This window comes from Solidesulfovibrio carbinolicus (assembly GCF_004135975.1).
Classification (GTDB): Bacteria; Desulfobacterota; Desulfovibrionia; order Desulfovibrionales; family Desulfovibrionaceae; genus Solidesulfovibrio; species Solidesulfovibrio carbinolicus.
This window is the reverse complement of the sequence record NZ_CP026538.1, coordinates 3,662,423-3,681,341: the sequence shown is the minus strand read 5'-3', so window position 1 is coordinate 3,681,341 and position 18,919 is coordinate 3,662,423. Positions and strand designations below refer to the sequence as shown.

At 66.4% G+C, this 18,919-nt stretch carries 19 protein-coding genes; 6 read left to right on the top strand and 13 right to left on the bottom strand.

Annotation, left to right across the window (positions count from 1 at the left end; genetic code table 11):
* Positions 1-37: 37 nt before the first annotated feature.
* The 4 genes from C3Y92_RS16475 to C3Y92_RS16460 are packed head-to-tail and all read right to left on the bottom strand — an operon-like array spanning position 38 to position 2,962.
* Positions 38-649 carry a hypothetical protein gene (locus C3Y92_RS16475; RefSeq protein WP_129354374.1) on the bottom strand — a complete coding sequence of 204 codons (612 nt, stop codon included), beginning with the start codon at positions 647-649 and terminating at the stop codon, positions 38-40.
* Positions 650-703: 54 nt separating this feature from the next.
* Positions 704-898: a hypothetical protein gene (locus tag C3Y92_RS16470; RefSeq protein ID WP_129354372.1), complete on the bottom strand. Its 195-nt coding sequence runs from the start codon at positions 896-898 to the stop codon at positions 704-706.
* A gap of 44 nt (positions 899-942) precedes the next feature.
* Positions 943-2,484 (bottom strand): methyl-accepting chemotaxis protein, encoded by a 1,542-nt coding sequence (locus C3Y92_RS16465; RefSeq protein WP_129354370.1) that lies wholly within the window; start codon positions 2,482-2,484, stop codon positions 943-945.
* 58 nt (positions 2,485-2,542) lie between these two features.
* Positions 2,543-2,962 (bottom strand): hypothetical protein, encoded by a 420-nt coding sequence (locus C3Y92_RS16460; RefSeq protein ID WP_129354368.1) that lies wholly within the window; start codon positions 2,960-2,962, stop codon positions 2,543-2,545.
* 247 nt (positions 2,963-3,209) lie between these two features.
* On the opposite strand from C3Y92_RS16460, the gene C3Y92_RS16455 reads away from it, so the two are divergent.
* The 5 genes from C3Y92_RS16455 (at position 3,210) to C3Y92_RS16435 (ending at position 9,198) form a co-directional block, all read left to right on the top strand.
* The gene (locus C3Y92_RS16455) at positions 3,210-5,096 is read left to right on the top strand and encodes an esterase/lipase family protein (protein WP_129354366.1); all 1,887 of its coding nucleotides are present in this window, start codon (positions 3,210-3,212) and stop codon (positions 5,094-5,096) included.
* 237 nt (positions 5,097-5,333) lie between these two features.
* The gene (locus C3Y92_RS16450; RefSeq protein ID WP_129354364.1) at positions 5,334-7,001 is read left to right on the top strand and encodes a histidine kinase dimerization/phospho-acceptor domain-containing protein; all 1,668 of its coding nucleotides are present in this window, start codon (positions 5,334-5,336) and stop codon (positions 6,999-7,001) included.
* Positions 7,002-7,071: 70 nt separating this feature from the next.
* Positions 7,072-7,707 carry a DUF47 domain-containing protein gene (locus C3Y92_RS16445; RefSeq protein WP_129354362.1) on the top strand — a complete coding sequence of 212 codons (636 nt, stop codon included), beginning with the start codon at positions 7,072-7,074 and terminating at the stop codon, positions 7,705-7,707.
* A complete protein-coding gene (locus tag C3Y92_RS16440) occupies positions 7,700-8,710 on the top strand; it encodes an inorganic phosphate transporter (RefSeq protein ID WP_129354360.1) in 1,011 nt (336 codons plus the stop codon). The genes C3Y92_RS16445 and C3Y92_RS16440 overlap by 8 nt, the downstream gene beginning before the upstream one ends.
* A gap of 239 nt (positions 8,711-8,949) precedes the next feature.
* Entirely contained in the window at positions 8,950-9,198 is a 249-nt protein-coding gene (locus C3Y92_RS16435; RefSeq protein WP_129354358.1) for a hypothetical protein, read from the top strand.
* A 285-nt stretch (positions 9,199-9,483) separates the two neighbouring features.
* Here C3Y92_RS16435 and C3Y92_RS16430 read toward each other — a convergent pair whose 3' ends face one another.
* From C3Y92_RS16430 to C3Y92_RS16400, 7 genes are all read right to left on the bottom strand, one after another.
* Positions 9,484-10,149 (bottom strand): hypothetical protein, encoded by a 666-nt coding sequence (locus C3Y92_RS16430; protein ID WP_129354356.1) that lies wholly within the window; start codon positions 10,147-10,149, stop codon positions 9,484-9,486.
* 135 nt (positions 10,150-10,284) lie between these two features.
* Positions 10,285-10,683 carry a MucR family transcriptional regulator gene (locus C3Y92_RS16425; RefSeq protein WP_006921785.1) on the bottom strand — a complete coding sequence of 133 codons (399 nt, stop codon included), beginning with the start codon at positions 10,681-10,683 and terminating at the stop codon, positions 10,285-10,287.
* Between the two features lie 120 nt (positions 10,684-10,803).
* Entirely contained in the window at positions 10,804-12,753 is a 1,950-nt protein-coding gene (locus C3Y92_RS16420) for a SpoIIE family protein phosphatase (RefSeq protein WP_129354354.1), read from the bottom strand.
* On the bottom strand, positions 12,737-13,723 hold the full coding sequence (locus C3Y92_RS16415; protein ID WP_129354352.1) for an ABC transporter substrate-binding protein: 987 nt from the start codon (positions 13,721-13,723) through the stop codon (positions 12,737-12,739). The genes C3Y92_RS16420 and C3Y92_RS16415 overlap by 17 nt, the downstream gene beginning before the upstream one ends.
* A 67-nt stretch (positions 13,724-13,790) precedes the next feature.
* A complete protein-coding gene (locus tag C3Y92_RS16410; protein ID WP_129354350.1) occupies positions 13,791-14,639 on the bottom strand; it encodes a prolipoprotein diacylglyceryl transferase in 849 nt (282 codons plus the stop codon).
* 63 nt (positions 14,640-14,702) lie between these two features.
* Positions 14,703-14,903, bottom strand: a complete 201-nt coding sequence (locus C3Y92_RS16405; RefSeq protein ID WP_129354348.1) for a hypothetical protein — start codon at positions 14,901-14,903, stop codon at positions 14,703-14,705.
* A gap of 135 nt (positions 14,904-15,038) precedes the next feature.
* Positions 15,039-15,590: a hypothetical protein gene (locus tag C3Y92_RS16400; RefSeq protein WP_235669516.1), complete on the bottom strand. Its 552-nt coding sequence runs from the start codon at positions 15,588-15,590 to the stop codon at positions 15,039-15,041.
* Positions 15,591-15,682: 92 nt separating this feature from the next.
* Here C3Y92_RS16400 and C3Y92_RS16395 point away from each other — a divergent pair, with 92 nt between their 5' ends.
* Positions 15,683-16,777 carry a radical SAM protein gene (locus tag C3Y92_RS16395; protein ID WP_129354344.1) on the top strand — a complete coding sequence of 365 codons (1,095 nt, stop codon included), beginning with the start codon at positions 15,683-15,685 and terminating at the stop codon, positions 16,775-16,777.
* Between the two features lie 92 nt (positions 16,778-16,869).
* On the opposite strand, the gene C3Y92_RS16390 is transcribed toward C3Y92_RS16395, so the two are convergent.
* A complete protein-coding gene (locus tag C3Y92_RS16390; protein ID WP_129354342.1) occupies positions 16,870-17,355 on the bottom strand; it encodes a GNAT family N-acetyltransferase in 486 nt (161 codons plus the stop codon).
* Positions 17,352-18,884, bottom strand: a complete 1,533-nt coding sequence (locus tag C3Y92_RS16385; protein WP_129354340.1) for an SDR family oxidoreductase — start codon at positions 18,882-18,884, stop codon at positions 17,352-17,354. The genes C3Y92_RS16390 and C3Y92_RS16385 overlap by 4 nt, the downstream gene beginning before the upstream one ends.
* Positions 18,885-18,919: the final 35 nt, after the last annotated feature.

The window sequence follows — 18,919 nt, the reverse complement described above, 5'->3', positions numbered from 1 at the left end:
TTCCTGAGAACCTTTCATAAGGAAGGGCGAACCCGCCTCAGCGCGGCAAATACCCGTGGTCAGGCCCGGCCTTGCCGGCTTTTTCCGCGGCGCCCTTGGCCGAACCGTGGCGCTGCTGCCAACAGGCCCGCTCGGCTTCGAGCAGGCCCCAGTTGGTGAGCTTGACCGTGCTGCCCGGCCCAAGCTCCGGGTCTTCGCCTTCGGCATGTTGCAAAATAAGGCTCACCGGGCGCAAGCGGGAGTCGGAAAAGGACCACTTGTTGCCCATGACCCGGCCTTCCAGGTCGCCCTTGTATTGGGTGGGATCGCCGTAGAGCGTGAGCATCTCGCCGCTTAACTTGCGGAAAAAGTCCATGTCGCCGTTGCGGTAGCGCATCTTGATCCGCACCACGGCTCCCGGCGCGGCGCAGGTCCCGACAAGCACATAGCCGCCGTCAAAAAATTTGTCGCCGGACACCGGCAACCGTTTGACCCACGGCGCGTCCGACACGTCGCGGGGCTTGCGGACATCCACCCGGGCCTTGGCTTTTGCCGCCGGTTCGCCCAGGGCAATGCCGGCCAGGCTGGTCGGGGTTTCGGCCCGGGCGCTGCCGGCGGCCAGCACGGCCAGGGCCAGGACGGTCAGGAACAGGGCGCGGATACGGGGCATGGCGACTCCTTGGAAAGGGGCTGGCAGGCGGGCGCGCCGGGAGGCGCGGTGGATTTAACGCTTTTTGCCGAGGCGGGTGCTGTCATGGACGCCGCGCCGGGTGATTTCGCGGGATTTGAAGGCGTCGAAGTCGAATTTCCCCGGCGCGATGATGTCGTGCCGACGGCTGACGGTCTTGCGGATGATGAGCCACAGCCCGACGCTGACGGCGACGAAGGCCACGGCCACAATAACAAAGCTTTGCCACATGGCGCGGATATAGCCGCAAAGGCGGCGGCTGTCATCCGGGAGCGTCAGCGCCTGGTCGTGCCCACGAAAAGCGCGTTGAGGTCGTCGGCTACCCGGGACAGTTCTTCCACGGCCAGGGCGGATTCGGCCATGGCCTGGGAGGTGTCGGAAACGGCCTGGGCAATGTCTTCCCCGGCCCTGGCCGCGGCCTCGCCGGCGTTGGTTTGGCCGGCGGCGGTGTCGGCGATGGCCCGGACGTGGCGCGAGGTCTCGTCGGCCAGAGCCAGGATGGCGTTCAGGGCGGAGCCGGCCTCGCCGGCTATGGCGGCGGTCTGGCCGACCAGGGACACGGCCTCGCCGGTGGCCTGGCGGTTGGTCTCGGCGCTTTGGCGGATGGCCGTGACGTTGCGGTCCACCTCGCGGGTGGCGGCCATGGTCTTTTCGGCCAGCTTCCGGACTTCATCGGCAACCACGGCGAAGCCCCGGCCCGATTCCCCGGCTCGGGCCGCCTCGATGGCGGCATTGAGCGCCAGGAGATTGGTCTGGTCGGCGATATCGGAAATGACGCCGAGGATGCCGCCCACTTCCGTGGCCTGGGTTGAGAGCGTGTCCATATGGCTGCCCAGGGCGACGGCCTTGCCGGACAGTTCGTTCATGCCGGCCAGCACCTTGGCCATGGTGTCGGCCGCGCCGGCGGCCTGGTCGCGGGTTTTTTGGGCCACGTTCCCGGCCTCGCCGGCGGTGCCGGCGATGTCGCGCGCGCCGTGGCCAAGGCTCGTCACCGAGGCGGCTACCTGGCCCATGCGGTTTTTTTGGTCGTCGGCGGCCCGACTGGCTTGGGACACCTGTTCGGCCAGCACCCGGGCCGCGTCGGCCAGGTCGGAGGCTAGGCCGCCGGCCCGCCGGGCCAGTTCGGCGGTCTGGTCGTTTTGTTGGCAGATGGCCGCTTCCTTGGCCTTGAGCTCGGTCATGTCGAGATAGAGGCACAGCCCGCCGATGACCGCGCCGGCCGTGTCGCGCAGGGCGAAGACGTTGGCCAGCACGTCGCGCCGGCCGCCCTTGTGGCCGGTGATGGTGACCTCCAGGTTGTTGAAGACCTGGCCGTGGTTCATGGCCTTGCCCACGGCGGTGGGACGGCCCGGGTCATTATAAAACACCTCGGCCAGGGTGCGGCCGAGCTGGCGTTCGGGCGCTCCGTCGATCTCCAGCATGTCCAGGGTGGCCTGGTTGGTGAAAAGCGTGCGTTCCTTGGGATCAACCAGCAGATAGGGGATGGGCAGGCCTTTGGTGATGCCCGAAAGAAATCCCCGGGTGGTGCGCATGGCCTCGGCCAATCCGGCCACGGCCGCGGCCAGCTCGGGGGGCAGCTCCCCGGCGTCTGGCGCGCGGTCGGCGGCCAGGGCGGCCAGGGCTTCGGCCATGGCCTTGTCCTGGCGCTGGCGCGCGCCCCCGAGGGCCCAAACGGCGGCGGCGGCGGTGGCCGCCGGCAAAAGGCCGCCCACCAGGGCGGCCACGGCCCCGGAGGCGTCCACGAACCAACCCAACAATGCGGCGGCGGCCAGGGAGGCCACCGTCGCGCCAAGCCAGCCAACTAATTGTCCGGACATACGCATTCCTTGAAGTACTCTTGAACTGCTCAGATGTTGTCGAAATAGGGGGAAAGCGTCAGTTCATGGGCAACATGCGGTGGCGGTCGCTGCTGCCGGCCGTGGTCTGCCAGACGTCGCCGTCCTGGACGCAGTAGGTCGAGCCGTCGTACTCGACGGTCATACAGTTGTCGTTGATGCTTGCTGATGTCCAGTCCTTGAATGCGCGTAGCGACTTGCCGTCCATCATGTAGTAATACACGCCGTAGCCGCCGGTGTCCTTGATAAGGCAGTACTCATATTTGTTGGGGCGGTTGAACTCGCCGGGACGGCTGCGCAGATAGCAGCCCATGAGCTTGGGATCAGGTTCTTTGTTGACCGTGGCGTATACGGTCGGTTTGCCTGATATGTCCGTCTTGCTGATGGCGACAAGGCCGTTGCAGGCCGCGAGACTAAGGGCTGCCAATGCCGTCAAGATGCCAAAGCTCAAGCGGTTCATGGGCGACTCCGGGTTATGGGAAAACAGTCTGCCTTTTAGTAGGCTTTTTAGGAAGCCATGGCAACAACGGGAGGCGCTGCAGAAGGCGCGGCCGGCGGCCTGGCGGAGGCGGGACGTCGTTCACGCAACGCCAGCGTCGCGACACGACGATTGCGGCTTTACCGTTCGTGCCTGCTGTCGTACAAGACGGCGCTTTTTATCGGCGCGGTCATCGACCTCGCCGCCAATCGTCGCCGCGAGGTCACCCATGCCCAGACGTCTGCCGCTCGTCGTCCTGCTGCTGTCCCTGCTAAGCCTTGCCTGCCTGGGCGGCTGCGCCCGCATCGGCGTGCGTCCCTCGTCCCTGGACGACCGGGCCGCCAAGCTCGACCGCACGGCGCTCAATTCCGACCGGCCCTCCGAGCGCACCCTGCGCTTCGTGCGTCAGCGCGACCTGGAAGCGTCCCTGGCCGCCGATCCCGAAACCATGCTGGCCGCCCTGGACGCCGAAGCCCGGGACGAGAAGGACCGCGAGGCGCTGTTCGCCCTGGCCGAGCTCTGCTACAGAGAGGCCGGCAAAAGCAAAAGCGATCCGGCCAAAGCGGCCATGTTCTATCTCTCCAGCGCCGTCTACGCCTACACCTACCTCTTCGACGACACGTTCCGGCCGGTGCTCGACGTCTACCACCCCTATTCCAGACAAGCCATGGAGTTTTACAACCGCTCCCTGGCCAACGTGTTGCTGTATGCCCGGGCCACCGAACTGCACTATGCCAAGGGCAAGGAAATTCCCTGGCTCATGGGCCGGGTGCGCCTGGCCGAGCGGCGCTCGGAGCTGACCTTTAGCCCTGAGGAGGTGGAAAGCTTCCACCTGGCCTACGAGTTCGACGTGCGGGGACTAACGCCTGAGCAGGTGCGCCTGGGCCTTGGCGTGCCCGTGGCCGTGGTGCGCCGTCCGCCCGAGGGCGACAAGCTCGCTCCGGCCGAGCGGTTTACCCCCCCCGTGCGCCAGACCTACGCCGCCACCGTCTTTTTGCGCTTCGCTCCGACCGCCGACACGGCCAAGCCGCGCCACCGGATCTACGAGGCCGATTTCGAGATCCACGACCCCATGAAGACCGACGCCCTGGACGTGGCCGGCCGGCGCATTCCCCTGGAAAGCGACCTGACCACGCCCCTGGCCTTCATGATGCAAAACACCCCCGAACCAAGCGGCCTGGAAGGCATGATGAATCCGGCCGCCTGGGAGAATCTCACCCGCCTCTACATGCTCCAGCCCTATGACCCGGGAAAGATTCCCGTGGTCTTTGTCCACGGGCTGCTCTCCTCGCCGTCCACCTGGGCCCCCATGTTCAACGGCCTCATGGGCGACCCCGAACTGCGCGCCCGCTACCAGTTCTGGTTTTTCCGCTACCCCACCGGCAATCCCGTGCTCTTTTCGGCCGCCTCCCTGCGCGCCTCCCTGGACGAGGCCCGCCGCGTCTTCGATCCAGCCGGCAACAATCCCGCCTTTAACGACATGGTGGTGGTGGGCCACAGCATGGGCGGCTTGCTGACCAAGACCCTGGTGGAAGACAGCGGCGACGATCTCTGGAACGCTTTTTCCAAAGCGCCCCTGGACACGCTGGCCGTGTCGCCCGAGGTGCGCGACGCCATGCGCCGCACCTTCTTCTTCTCCCGCCGGCCCTACGTGAAACGGGTGGTTTTCATCGCCACGCCTCACCGCGGCTCGGAAATGGCCCTGGGCATCGTCGGCAAGATCGGCCGTACGCTCATCACCCTGCCGCTGACGGTCCTCAAACCCCTTGGCGCGGTCACCGCCGCCCTGGCCCACGCCGGCAAGGCAACCGACGCTGGAAAAGACGCTGCGGACAAGCTGCAAACCGGCGTCGACAGCCTCTCGCCCAACAACAAGACGCTCAAGATCCTGGCCGAAAAATCCCTGGCCACGCCCTACCATTCCATCATCGGCAACGAGAAAAAAGCCGATGTCGCCGGCGGTTCCGACGGCGTGGTGCCCTACTGGAGCTCCCACCTCGACGGCGCGCAATCGGAAAAGATCGTCCACTCCGGCCACAGCGCCCAGGACCACCCCCTGGCCATCCGCGAAGTGCGGCGTATTCTGCTGGAACATTTGAAGGAGAATACGCCGTAAGGAGAGGAAAAGAGGGGAATGCTCCGGCGGCTGGGGGCCTGAGGCCCCCAGCCGCCCCAGATGGGAAGAAAGAGGGGCGAGGGCAAGCGGCGTTTCCGACGGCCGCAGTCCGGTTTTGTTGGTTGTCACGAGATTGTCACACGGCTAGGGCCTTGCCCCCGGCCGGCTTGCCGCCTATACCTTGCCCGTCACGAAACCGCCTCGGTTTCGTCACGCTTTTGCCATGTGGGAGGGGAAATGTCGCGGCGCTCCATTACGCTCAGCCACCTGCTGTGGACCTGGGGATTTTTTCTCCTGGTTCTAAGCGGCGTTTTCATCTTCGCCGCCGGCCGGGCCGAGCAGGCCGCCCTGGCCGAGGCCGAGGACCGCGCCCGCCGCTCCCTGGATCTGGCCCAATATCTCCTGCGATCCCATCCCACCTTCGGCGGCGACGCCGACCTGGCTACCTACGTCGATAGCCTGGGGCCGCATCTGGGCTTTCGCCTGACCTACATCGCCGCCGGCCGGGTGCTGGCCGATTCCGACGTGGGCGCGGCCGGGGTCGGCGAGATGGAAAACCACGCTGACCGGCCCGAGATCAAAAAAGCCCTGGAAGGCGGCTTCGGCCAGGACCTGCGCGTAAGCCGCACCCTGGGCCGGGACATGCTCTACGTGGCCCAGGCCACCCCGGCCGAACCCGGGCTGCCGGCCGGCATCGTGCGCCTGGCCCTGCCCGTGTCGTCCCTGCGGGCCGAGATCGAGCGTTTTCGGGAAACCCTGCTTGCCGTCCTGGCCCTGGTCTTCGTGGCCGGCGGGGCGGCCTCGGCCATCTTGGCCCGCCGCCTGTCGCGCACCGTGGGCGAGATGGCCGCCGTGGCCCGGGACATCGGTCACGGCCACTTCGACCGGCGCATCCACCTCGTGCCGGCCGCCGATTTCACCCCCCTGGCCGAGGCGATAAACGCCCTGGCCGGCCGCATCGGGACCCATGTGGGCGAGATCGAAGCCCGGCGCGCCCGTCAGGACGCCATCTTTGACGGCATGGCCGAAGGCTTGGCCATCCTTGATTCGGCCGGGCGCATCACTGCCGCCAACCAGGCGTTTCGCGCCATGTTCCCCAAGTTCGACGACCCCACCGGCCGCATCCCCCTGGAGGCCGGCGCGCCCCTTTGCGTGCAGCGCGCCCTTGGCGAAGCCGGCGCGGCCCCGGGCAGCGTGCGGGCCGTGGGCCGCTTCGAACTGCCCAGCGGGCGCGTCGTGGACGTGGTCGAGGCCGTGCCGGCCACCCCGGAACTGGGGCGCATCCTCACCTTCCACGACGTCACCGAAGCCGCCGCCATGGAACGCATCTTCCGCGACTTCGTCATCGACGCCTCCCACAACCTGCGCACCCCCCTGACCAAGGTCCTCGGCTACGCCGAAACCGCCCGGGGAATGCTGGCCGCCGCGCCCCCTGACACCACCGGAGCCGACGGGGCCCTGACCGTGGTTGAGCGCGCCGCCACAGCCATGAAGAGCGTCATCGACGAACTGCTCACCGCCGCCCGGGACCGGTTCGCCGCCGCCAAGGCCAAGGCCCCGGCCACAGACCTCCTGGCCGCACTCAAGCAAGCCCTGGCCGCTGTGTCGCCCATCCTCGGAGCCAAGGGCGTCACCGCCCGCCTGGTCGAGGCTCCGGACGGGCCGGTCGGCGTGGCCGTGCCCCATGAAACCCTGGTCCAGGCCTTTTCGGCCATCCTGGTCCAGACCCCGGACGCCGCCTCCACGGCCGTGCGCCTGCTGCGCGAAAAGCACGGGACCTATGCCGTGCGCTTCGAGGGGCCGGCCCGGCTGGACGTGGCCCTGCCCGTGGCCGATCTGGCCGCAGCCGGTGGCGAAGTTTTTTTCCACGGAGCAACCCGGGTGGTGCGGCTGCCCGCCGCCTGATCCCGACACACCGAAAACCTTGGCCGGCAAACGCCCGCCAAGGCCCAATCATCAACCCGCGGAGACGCGCATGGGTTTCAGCCTCTTTCCCAGGTCGGTCAAATTCTACGACCTCTTCAAGGAACAGCACCGCAAGCTGATCAAGGCCGCCGTCATTCTCGACGAGCTTTTCACAGACTTCACCGACGTCGAGGAACGCTGCAAACGCATCAACATCATCGAGTCCGAAGGCAACGCCATCAGCCGGCGCATCGCCAAGGAACTGTCGATGACCTTCATCACGCCCATCGACCGCGAGGACATCCACCAGATCAACCTCACCCAGGAAGACATCCTCAACCTCATCAAGGCCATCGCCTCGCGCATCGGGCTTTTCGGCTTCGACCGCATCCGCTACCCGGCCCGGCGCATCGTCAGCAATCTGCGGGCCATGATCGAGGAACTCGGGAACGTCCTGACCAAGATGAGCGAGAACAAACGCTCCGAGGAAAGCTTCCACAAGATCGAGAACCTCAAGCACGAATGCGAGACCCTGCTCATGGTCGGCATCGGCGAACTCTACGACGGCGGCGACGAGACCGCGGACTATGCCGCCATCCTCGACATCGTCAAATGGAAGCACATCTTCGACCGCGTCGAGGCGGCCGTGGAACGCGCCGAATCCCTCTCGGACGTCCTGGAAGGCGTGGTGCTCAAAAATGCCTGATCTGCCCATTCTCCTCGTGGCCGTGGTGATCATCGCGCTCATCTTCGACTTCACCAACGGCGCCCACGACAGCGCCAACGCCATCGCCACCATCGTCTCCACCAAGGTGCTCTCGCCCATGACCGCCGTGCTCATGGCCGGGGCGCTCAACCTCTTCGGCGCGTTTCTGGGCACCTCGGTCGCCCACACCATCGGCAGCGGCATCATCCGGCCCGAGCTTGTCACCGGCAGCCAATGCCTGGTGCTGGCCGCGCTTTTGGGGGCCATCTTCTGGAACCTCCTCACCTGGTACCTGGGCCTGCCCTCGTCGTCGTCCCACGCGCTCATCGGCGGTCTCATCGGCTCGGGCATCGCCTTCGGCGGCTGGTCGGCCCCAAGCTACGATTCTATTTGCAGCAAGGTTCTCATCCCGCTTTTCCTTTCCCCCGTGGCCGGCTTCGCCTCGGGCTACCTGCTCATGGTGCTGCTGTCCTGGATGGTGGTGCGGGCCTCGCCAGGACGGGTCAACTTCCTGTTTAAAAAGCTCCAAATCCTGTCCTCGGCCTTCATGGCCACCAGCCATGGCCTAAACGACGCCCAGAAAACCATGGGCATCATCACCCTGGCCCTGTTCAGCTTCCACCAGATCCCGGAAATGACCGTGCCCTTCTGGGTCAAGCTCTCCTGCGCCCTAGCCATGGGCATCGGCACGGCCTCGGGCGGCTGGAAGATCGTCAAAACCATGGGCCACAAGATCTTCAAGCTCGAACCCATCCACGGATTCGCCGCCGAAACCGCCGCCGCCGCCGTGATAAGCGGCGCGTCGGCTCTGGGCGCGCCCATCTCCACCACCCACATCATCTCCACTGCCGTCATCGGCGTCGGCGCCTCCAAACGCCTGTCCGCCGTGCGCTGGGGCGTGGCCGGCCGGCTGGTCGTCGCCTGGGTGCTCACCATCCCGGCCTCGGCCATCGTGGCGGCGCTGTGCTACTGGGCGCTTGAGATGGTTGGATTGGCTGCGTAAGCCGGGCGATAAGGGAAGAATGCCGGCGGCCGGGGGGCGGACTTGCCTTCCCTTTTTTTGTGTTCTCTCCCTCAGATGGGATGAGTGAAGGTGAAACCGAAATATGGCAAGCAACTGGTTGGTTTGTACTTTCCAACGATAGAAACAGTTTGCTTTTAAGCGCAAAAAAGTGTTTGTAAATCTAATAACGTATGGGCAGTCATTGTTTGGTCGCGCTCCGAAATACAAAGGGGGGGGCTATGAAAGTTGTCCTGCTTGCATTGCTATTTTTTTCTGGAGCAGCCTTGTGTTATGCAGGCGATACAGGATGTACATTGTCAAATGCTTCGGAAAAAATAGTTCAAAGAACATCTGATGGTGTCAATAATGTTATTCAAAATAGCAATCCAAATGGAAGAGTGCAGGAAGTTAAGGATGTGTTTAACTATAATATTAATTGCGGGTCAGATGCCATTAAGGACGGTATGAAGCAGTTTACAGGAAAATAATCGCCGATTCTAGGCAAGTGTTGCTGTTCAATAGTAATGCCTGAGATATATTGGCATCCAATGGCGATATGCAGCCAAGGGGTTGCCGAGAAATCGGCGATCCCTTTTTCTTTTGAAAAAAAGCACTTGAGTCAATACTCACGTTGGCTCAGGCGTTGAACTCCGCCCCAGTATTTTTCTTCTAGATTTTCCCCTTCGATTTGTACGAGAAAGTATTCCAAAGTTACGAACGGGGCTCAGCCCCTTTGGCCGCCCGGCATTCTCGCTTTCTTCCAACCCCCTACGTCAACTCACCATCCAATATCCCTTGCGCGGCTCCGGGGTGAAGGGCCGGCGGCCCAGCGCGGCGCACAGGCCGTTGGCCACGGTGAGGAAGGCGGGCATGGTCGGCTGGGCGGGGTCTATGGCGGCGTAGGCTTCGGCCAGGGCAGCGGTTGTGGGGTCGGGGGTGGCGGTGGGGTCGATGCGCAGGAAGTGGCGGGCCCCGGCCAGGGTGCGGGCGTCGGCCAGGCGTTGGCGTTCGTCCTGGGAGAGGTTGTAGCGGTCGAGGGTGAAGGGGCGGGGGGTGTTGAGGCGCGCTCCGGCCTGGGCCAGGGCCAGGCTGAGGGCGGCGTCGAAATCTTCGGGGCAGTGGGCGCGCAGGGCGGCGTCCACGAACCAGTCGCGGGCGGCGCGCAGCAGGTGTTTGCGGGCCACGGCGTGGCCGTGCAGCGACACGCCCCAGACCTTGGTGGCGGAAAAAAGGCGCGGCATGCGTTCGCACAGGCTGGCGCGGACCAGTTCGGCCAGCACGTCGAGGCGTTTGGCCGGCTGGCGCGGGGTGACGAACACGTGGGTGCGGGTGTCGGGGTTGGACCAGCCTTCGGCGATTTCGGCGTCGGAGGGCATTTCCTCGACGGCCCAGGCGAGGGAGCCGCGCACGGCGGCGATGGCGTCTTCGAGGCAGGGCACGGAGGGGAACCTCGCGGGTCCGGTCGGGGAGGGGGCTTGCGGCGGCGGGCGGCCGGATCGTCCGCGCCGGAGGGCGTGCCCGCGTTGGGGCGGCCCGGCCGGGGCCGGGCCGCTCTGGATGCATGGCTGGTTTGACTACTGAGCGACCTTGCGCCGTCTCTCCCACAAGCGCATGTCCTTCATCTTCTTGCGGCGTTCCCGTTGCAGGGACTTGGCCGCCAGGGGGGCTCCCTTCTTGTAGCCGTACTTGGCCCGGTATTCCTCTGGGGTCAGGTTGTGCGCCGCCAAGTGCTTCTTGGTGAGGACCTTGAAGGACTTGCCGCACTCCAGGCAGACCACGCTGCTTTCCTTGACGGCCTTGGACGGGTCCATGGCCGGGGTGGCGGCATCGGTCGGGGCGGCCTCCGCTTCCGCCGCGGCCTGGATGCCCGCCGCCACATTACGCAGCATTGAGGTGATCTCGTCGTCGGTCATGGTCCTGACCGACGCCTGGGCCTTGACGATTTCCAAGGCGGCTTTCAAGTATTCTTCCATTTGCATCTCCTGCTGATGACTTTGGGTTCCCTTAGAATGAACGGAAGAGAATTGCAACAAAATTGCACTACGCCATTTCGCCTTGTTATATTAAGAACAAAGTGACTTTGTGGCGGCTGTTCAGGCCGGATCGGAGCCGCGATACAGGAGCGTGAGCACGGTGATGTCGTCGGCCTGCTCGGCGTCTTCGGCGTATTCCGTGGCGGCTTGCATGACGGCGGCGTCCAGGACCTCGGGCGGCATGGAAGCGGCTTTGGACAACACGGTCAGCAACCGGTCCGTGCCGAAGAGTTCCTGGGCCGGGTTCTGGGCTTCGGTGACGCCGTCGGTGAAGGCCACGATCTTTTCGCCTGGGGCCAGGGTCACGGTGGCGGTGCGGTAGACGGCGTCTTCCATGACGCCCAGGAACAGGCCGCGCGGCAGGGCCAGCCAGGAAACGGTCCCGTCCGGGGCGAGGCGGGCCGGCGGATTGTGGCCGGCGTTGGAGAAGGTCATTTCGCCTGTATCGCAGTCGAGGATGGCCAAAAACATGGTGACGAACAGCATGGATTCGTTGTCCACGCACAGTTCGCGGTTGACCTTGGCCAGGATCTCGGCCGGATCGGACTCCTGCTCGGCGTTGCCCTTGATGAGCGTCTTGGTGACGGCCATGAAAAGCGCCGCCGGTACGCCCTTGCCGGACACGTCGCCGACCAGGAAAAGCAGCCGGCCGGGTCCGAGCAGGAAGAAATCGTAGAGGTCGCCGCCCACCTCCCGGGCCGGCAGCAGGTCGGCGTGGAGGGCGAAGCTGGTGATCTCGGGGAAGGGCGGGAACCGCTTGGGCAAAAAACTCATCTGGATGTTGCGGGCGATTTTCAGTTCGGACTCCAGGCGTTCCTTGGCCTTGGTGGTGGCGGTCAGGTCGGCGATGTAGTCGCGAAGGGCCAGGCGCATTTGTTCGAAAGACCGCGACAGCGCCCCGACTTCGTCGCGGCCTGCGGCCAGGGGCACCGGGGCGTCGAGGTTGCCGTGGGCGATCTCGGCGGCGGTGGCGGCCAGGCGCGACAGGGGGCGCGTGATATGGGCGGCGATGGCGGCGATGACGAGGAGCAGCGCCGTGAAGCCGGCTCCGCCGAGGATGGCCACCTCGCGGCCGAGTTTTCGCAGCGGCGCGAAGAGTTCGTCCTCGGGCACGATGACGCCCATGGACCAGCCGGTCAGGCGCATGGGGGCAAAGGCCACCCAGGCCGGCTTGCCCAGGATGAAGTCGGGCAGCCGGGCAAAGCCTTCCTCGCCGGCGATCATGCGCCGGCCCAGGGCGCGCAGTTCGGCGCTGCCGAACTGCTCGGCCCGGCTGAAGATGCTCTCGCGCATGACCAGCCGGTTGTCGGGGTGGGAGAGCAGCACGCCGCTGCGGCTTAACAGGAACGCGTAACCCGAGTTGTATAGCGAGATGCGGCCGACTTGCTTACGCAGCCAGTCCAGGGCCACGTCGGCCGTGACCACGCCGAGGAAGGCCGGGCCAGCCGGGGTTTGGCCCATGACGGGCACGCTGTAGGTGGTCATGACGATGTCGCCGCCGGATTCGTCGAAGTAGGGTTCGCTCCAGACGGCTTTTTGCAGCACCTTGGGCACGAGATACCAATTTTGCAGTTCGTAGTATTCTTCGTAGCCCAGGCCCACCTGGGCGACGGCCTCGCCTTTGCGGCAAAAATACGGGCTGTAGCGGGGCAGGCCGTGGAAGACGCCCGGTTCGAAGGCGGCGGCCGCGCCGAAGACGTCGGGGTTGGCCGTGAGAAAGTCGGTGAGGTCGCGGTCGAGGTCGGCCGGGGCGGGCAGCTCCTGGCCGAGTTTGAGGGCCATGAACTGGGGCACGCGTTCGATGGCCGACAGCGGGGCTTCCAGGCGGCTGACGGCCCGGCGCAGCAGGTTTTGGGCGTTGTCGCGCACGGCCGCCAGCAGCATGTCCTTGGAGGAGCGGTAGTAGTAGGCAAAGGCCGCCGTGAAGATGATCGTGGCGCTGGTGAGGATGCACACGGCCAGTTTGAAGGCCAGTCCCCGTGTCGGGCGCACGTCAAGGGAGGGGGACATGGAATTCCTCGTAGGAGGGGGCGTTGGCGGCGAGCCCGGCCGCGCCCAGGGCCTTGGCGGCGGCCTGGTAGCGCAGTCGGGTCAGGGTTCCCAGGGGGTCTCCCGGGCCGGTCATGGCTTGGCGCAGGCTTTCGAGCATCCATTTCTGGTGCATCCGGTTGGTGGGCAGATGGGCGGCCGAGACATGGCTCATGACAATGTCCAGGGCCTCTTCGGGATGGGCAAACGCGTATTCCCAACCGCGCACCGAGGCCCGGGCCACACCTCGGCACAGGTCGGGATCGGCGGCCAGCACCGAGGCCAGGGTGTAGAGTCCGTCCTCGGGCAGGTCCAGGCCGTGGGCGCCGAGGTCGAAAACCGTCAGTTCTTCGGGATCGAGGCCGGCGTTGAGGATGGCGTGGTATTCGTTGTAGCGCATGGCCGAGCAGGCGGCCACGCCGCCGCGCAGGAACAGGTCCACGGTGAACCCCTGGGGCACGGGCTCCACGGTCAGGCCGTAGCGTTTGAAAAAGGTCCGGGCAGCCAGCTGGAATTCCGGACCCCACAGGCTGACCTTGCCCCCGGCCAGGTCGGCCGGCTTTTCGATGCCGTCGGCTTTTTTGGCGATTAAAAGCTGGGTGGAGTGGGGCACGAACTGGGCCAGGTTGACCAGCGGCAGGCCTTCGGCCCGTTTGAGCAGGGCGGTGGCCAGAAAAAACGTGCCGAACTGGGCCTTGCCCTCGGCCATGAGCCGGGAGGGCGGCTCGCCTGGGCCGCCGCGCAGGATGGTCATGTCCACGCCCTCGGCGGCGTAGAAGCCCTTGGCCAGGGCCACGTAATAGCCGGCGAACTGGGCCTGGGGCTCCCATTGGGGAATGAGCGACGCTTTTTTGAGCGCTTGCGACCCCAGACAACGTCCGGCGGTGGCCGTCAGGACGCACCATGACAGCAACGCGACGGCGAAAAGTCGCCGCCAGTCTCCCTTTGGCATGGCCCAGGCTGTAATCCTTTTGACGCAATTTGCCTAGGGGCCGGGCGGCTTGCCGGGCAGATTGCCGCTACTGCGGGAAGTGAGCGGCCGAATGCGGGGCGGCGGGCTTTTTGCCGCCGCCAAGGACCGCCGCGAGAACGGCGGCCCACGTGGCCAGGGCGATGTACTGCGAGGCGGAAAGGCCGAAATACACGCCGCGCAGGGCGTCGCCGCGCCAGAATTCCAGTGTGAAACGCAGGGCCGCGTAGCCGGCGAGGTACAGGGCCGTCAGCCGGCCCGGCGGCAGCGGCCGGCGTTTGGAGAGCAGAAGAAGCACGGCGAACAGCAGGAGATTGCCGGCGGTTTCGTAGAGTTGCGAGGGATGGACCGGCAGCGAGGCCACGGCGCCGTCCGGCAACAGCCCCTGGCTTTTGTGCTGCAAAAAGGCCGGAGAACCGGCCGGGAAACGCACGCCGCAGGCGGACTCGGTGGGCGCGCCGAAGCAGCAGCCGCCGAAAAAGCAGCCCAGCCGGCCAAAGGCGTGGCCCAGGGGAAGGTAGAGGCACACGGCGTCCAGTAGCGGCCAGGGGGAAAGGCGCATGATCCGGCAGCCGGCGTACATGGCGCAGAGCGCGGCCAGGGCGCCGGTGTAAAAGACCAGGCCCCCGGCGGCGATCAGCCCGTAGGTGAGGCGGCCGGCGGCCAGGGCATCCTGGATGATGGGGAGCAGCCGTGCCCCGGCTAGCCCCACCGGCAGGGCGGCCAGAAAAATGAGATGGTAGCGGCCCCGGTCCGGGTTGGCGGCCAGTTCGCGCCGGGCAAAACCATAGACCAGGGCCAACCCGGTCAGGGACAGGAGCAGATAGCCGGCCTCAAGGATGGCGAAGACACTAAGCCCCGTTGCCCGGGACAACAGAAAGGCAATAAATCCGCCCATGGCGCTGGTTGGCCCCTTACATGCGCAGGATGAGAAACATGGCCGCAGGCGCGGGCGGAGCGGCTACTTGCTGCCGCCGCCGCACTCGAAGCACGAGCATTTGAGGCCCAGGCAGCCGCACGAGGCCATCTCGCAGCAGCTCGCGCCGGAGACGGCGTCGGCGTAGGCGGCGTAGGATTCGCCCGGGGCCGTGCGGGCAAAGGCGAAAAGCGCACCGGTCAGCAGGGAACAAACGACCGTGGCGGCAATGAGAACGCGCTTCATGAACATACCTCCGCGAAAAATGCGACGCCCCTTGTACGCCACGGCGCGGCCGGGCGCAATGCCGGGATGGCCTTCGGCCCAGGCTCCTGGGGCGGCCCGGAGTGAAAACGGCGCGTTCGCCGCCGCCTTGCCGCGCTATTTGAATTTGAGCTGGAGGTGGATGGTGGCCGTGCCGTCGTCAAAGGAGATGTTTTGGAGCATGGTTTCCCGGATCACGGTGTAGGCGTCGGGCGGATGGATGTCCACCCGGGTGAGGTCCTTGCGGCCAAGCTTGACCGGCACACGCTTGTTGCCGATTTTAAAGAGGATTTCTTCGCCGTTTTGGTACCAGAAATAATACGTCCGGTTCTCGGTGAAGTAGTAGGCCGGCTCATAGGTGGGGACGTTTCGGGCCAGGGGCTTTTCCAGGCTCATGTCCAGGCGGTAGATGTCCGGGGCGACTTTCACCACATTAAAGGCCGTCATGGCGTAGCGGCCGGCGCTGTCGGGATTGCCGGTGCGCAACACGGCGTAGCCGGCCATGACCTGGAAATCGATGGGCGCGGCCGGCAGGTCCCGGGATTTGCCCTGAAAAAAGCGGGTCAGGGTCTGGGTGGTGTCCTCGGCGTCGGCCCGGCCGGCCGGCGCGGCAAAAACGGCCGCCCCGAGCAGGCAGCACAAGGCCAGACGAAAAAAATATGACGGCATCATCGGTCTCCGCGCCCGCGCCGCCCTGGCGGACGTCGCGGAAAAGGGGTAGAGGGCATCTCGCCCCAGCAACATTCTACCGTGCCGCAGCCATGAATGCAATGACACCCCTCCCCGGCGACGCCTGCGCCGCCATCCTGGACAAGGCCCGCTCCGGCGAGCGCTTAAGCCCCGACGAGGCGCTCATCCTGGCGCTGTCCGCGCCGTTGCACGATCTGTGCGCGGCCGCCATGGAAGCGCGTCTGCAAAAACACGGCCGAAACGCCTACTATGTCCACAACGTCCACGTGAACTTCACCAACGTGTGCGTCAACGCCTGCCGCTTCTGCGCTTTTTATAAAAAGCACGGCGCGCCCGGCGGCCGCACGCTGTCCGTGGACGACATCGTGGCCGATCTGGCCGCCAAGAGCCATCTGCCCATCCGCGAGATCCACATCGTCGGCGGACTCAACCCCGAGCTGCCCCTGGAGTATTACCTGGACATGCTGCGGGCCGTCTCCCGCCAGTGTCCCCAGGCCGGCATCAAGGCCTTTACCGCCGTGGAAGTGGCCCACCTGGCCGACACCCGCAGCGTGGCCGAGTTCGAGATCCTGGCGGCGCTCAAAGAGGCCGGCCTCATGATGCTGCCCGGCGGCGGCGCGGAAGTGTTCTCCCCGGCCCTTCGCGAGAAGCTGTGCCCGGAAAAGATTTCCGGCGAACGCTGGCTGCAGATCCACGCCACGGCCCATGGCCAGGGGCTGCCCACCAACGCCACCATGCTCTTTGGCCACATTGAGAGCTGGTCGGACCGGGTGGCCCATCTGTCGGCCCTGCGCGACCTGCAAGACCTCACCGGCGGCTTCACCTGCTTTATCCCCCTGGCCTACCAGCCGGCCAACAACGCCCTGAAGGCTCCAGGCCCCGACGGGCTCACGGTGCTGCGGGTCATGGCCCTGTCGCGGCTTTTCCTCGACAACATCCCGCATCTCAAGGCCTACTGGGCCATGCTTGGCATCAAGGCGGCCCAGATGGCCCTGTGGGCCGGGGCCGACGATTTCGACGGCACCATCATCGAGGAGCGCATCGGCCATGCCGCCGGGGCAGACAGCCCCAAGGGTCTGCCCCTCACCGAGCTGCGCCAGGCCATCGAGGCTGCCGGCATGGTCCCGGTGGAGCGCACCCCGGATTTTCGGCCCGTGCCCCGCTAGGCGCAGCAACATCGATTTGTCAGACGGGCCGTTCTCCGAAAAGGAGAACGGCCCGTTTCACGTTGTCGGGAAGGGCGTGTGGTATGGTTTGGCTACGGGACCAGGGACTTGGCCATGAGGCACACGGGCAGGGAAACCTGCGGCGTCAGCTCCCGCTTGGCCGGCGTGATGATGGCGTAGCCGTGGCGCAGGTAAAACGACAGGGCGTTTCGCGAGGCGCACAGTTCCAGGCCGCCCAGGCCCCGCTGCCGGGCCAGGGCCTCCACGGCGGCCAGAAGCGCCCCGCCGGTCCCGGCCGGGGCGTCGGGGGCGGCGTAGAGCAGGCTGACCTCGAAGCCGGTGAGTCCGGCCAGGCCACATAGGCGGCCGCCTTGCCAGGCGGCCAGGATGGTGTTGCGGCTGTCGTCCAGCATGGCGGCGAAGCGCTCGGGCGTGCCCCGGGCGGCCCAGGCGGCGCGTTCGCGCGGACCGTAGCCTTCCCGGGCCTTGGCCTCGATAGCGGCCACAAAAACCCGGGACAGCGCCGTGGCGTCGGCTGCGGCGGCGGGGCGGATGGTCAGGACGGGCGGAACGCTCACCGGGTGCGGGGCAGGGAGCAGGCCGCCGGCCTGGTCGGGGTGAAGCGGACCGGGCCGGACAGGATGGGCGCGCCCATGGCCTCGGCCATGCCACGCAGCATTCCGGCGAAAACGAGGTTGTGGGGGATGAGCAGGGCGTACCAGTAGGCCAGCCCGGCCAGTCCCCGGGGCAGGAACTTGGAATGCGCCACCAGTTCCGTGGCCCCCGGGCCGGCCGGGGCCAGACGCAGTTCGAGCAGCGCCTCGCCCGGGGTGCGCATTTCGGCCAGAAGCACCAGCCGCCGGCCGGGCTCCAGGGCCACCACGCGCCAGAAATCCAGGGGATCGCCCACGGCCAGCGTCTCCCGGCGGATGGTCACGCGCCGCAGGCCCACGCCGCCGGCCAGCTGGTCGAGAAAGCCCCGCAGCCGCCACAAGGCGTTGCCCCAGTACCAGCCCGTGTCGCCGCCGATGCCGGCCACGGCCTTCCAGACCCGGTCCGCGTCCGCGCCAAGGGTCGCCTTGTAGCCGCATTCGTAGATCGTGCCGCCGGCATAGGGCGCGTCGCCGCAGGCCGTCCATTCCGGCGGCGCGGCGTCGCCGGCGTCGGAACAAGTCGTTTCCACGGCGTTCTGGCGGATCTTGTCCAGGGCCAGGCGCACGGCCTGGCGGATGGTCAGGCATTGACGCGGCACAAGCTCGAGAATGCGCCGGTCATGGCAGATGACTTCGTTGCGCAGCCCCTCGACCAGGGGCACGATGAGCGAGCGGGGCAGCGGCGTCACAAGCTGGAGCCAGTAGGTGGAAAGGCGCGGGGTGAGCAGCGGCACGGGCACGATGAGCCGCCTGGGCAGCCCGGCCTCCTCGGCGTAGATGGCGAAAATGTCGCCGTAGGACAGGACGTCCGGGCCGCCGATGTCCAGGGTCAGCCCGGCGGTGCGCGGCTCGGCCAGACAGCCCACGAGATAGCCCAGGACGTCGGAGATGGCGATGGGCTGGCAGCGGTTTCGCACCCAGCGCGGGGTGATCATGAAGGGGAGCCGGTCCACGAGATAGCGCATGATCTCGAACGAGGCGCTGCCGGACCCGAGGATCATGGCGGCGCGCAGGTGGGTGACGGGCACGGGGCCGGAAGCCAGGACGCGGGCCGTTTCGTGCCGGGACTGCAGGTGGTGGCTCAGCGTATCGTCATCGCTGCCCAGGCCCCCGAGGTAGATGATGCGGGAAAGGCCGGCGTCGTGGGCCACGGCGGCCATGGTGCTGGCCGCTTCCCGGTCGGCGGCGGCGAAGTCGCCCTTGGCCGAGTGCATGGAGTGGACGAGGTAGTAGGCGGCGCGGCAGCCGTCGGCGGCGCGCCGCATGGCCGTGGCGTCGCGGATGTCGGCCTGAGCGAGTTCGAGGTTTGGGTGGCCGGCGAAGGGACGGCAGGCGAGCTTGTCCAGGGATCGGGCCACGGCGCGCACGCGATGTCCGGCGGCGAGCAGGGCAGGCACGAGGCGTCCGCCGACATAGCCGGTGGCTCCGGTGACGAGGATGGGCTGGTCGTTCATGGTCGGTCCTGGGTCTGATTTGGAGCATGGTAGCA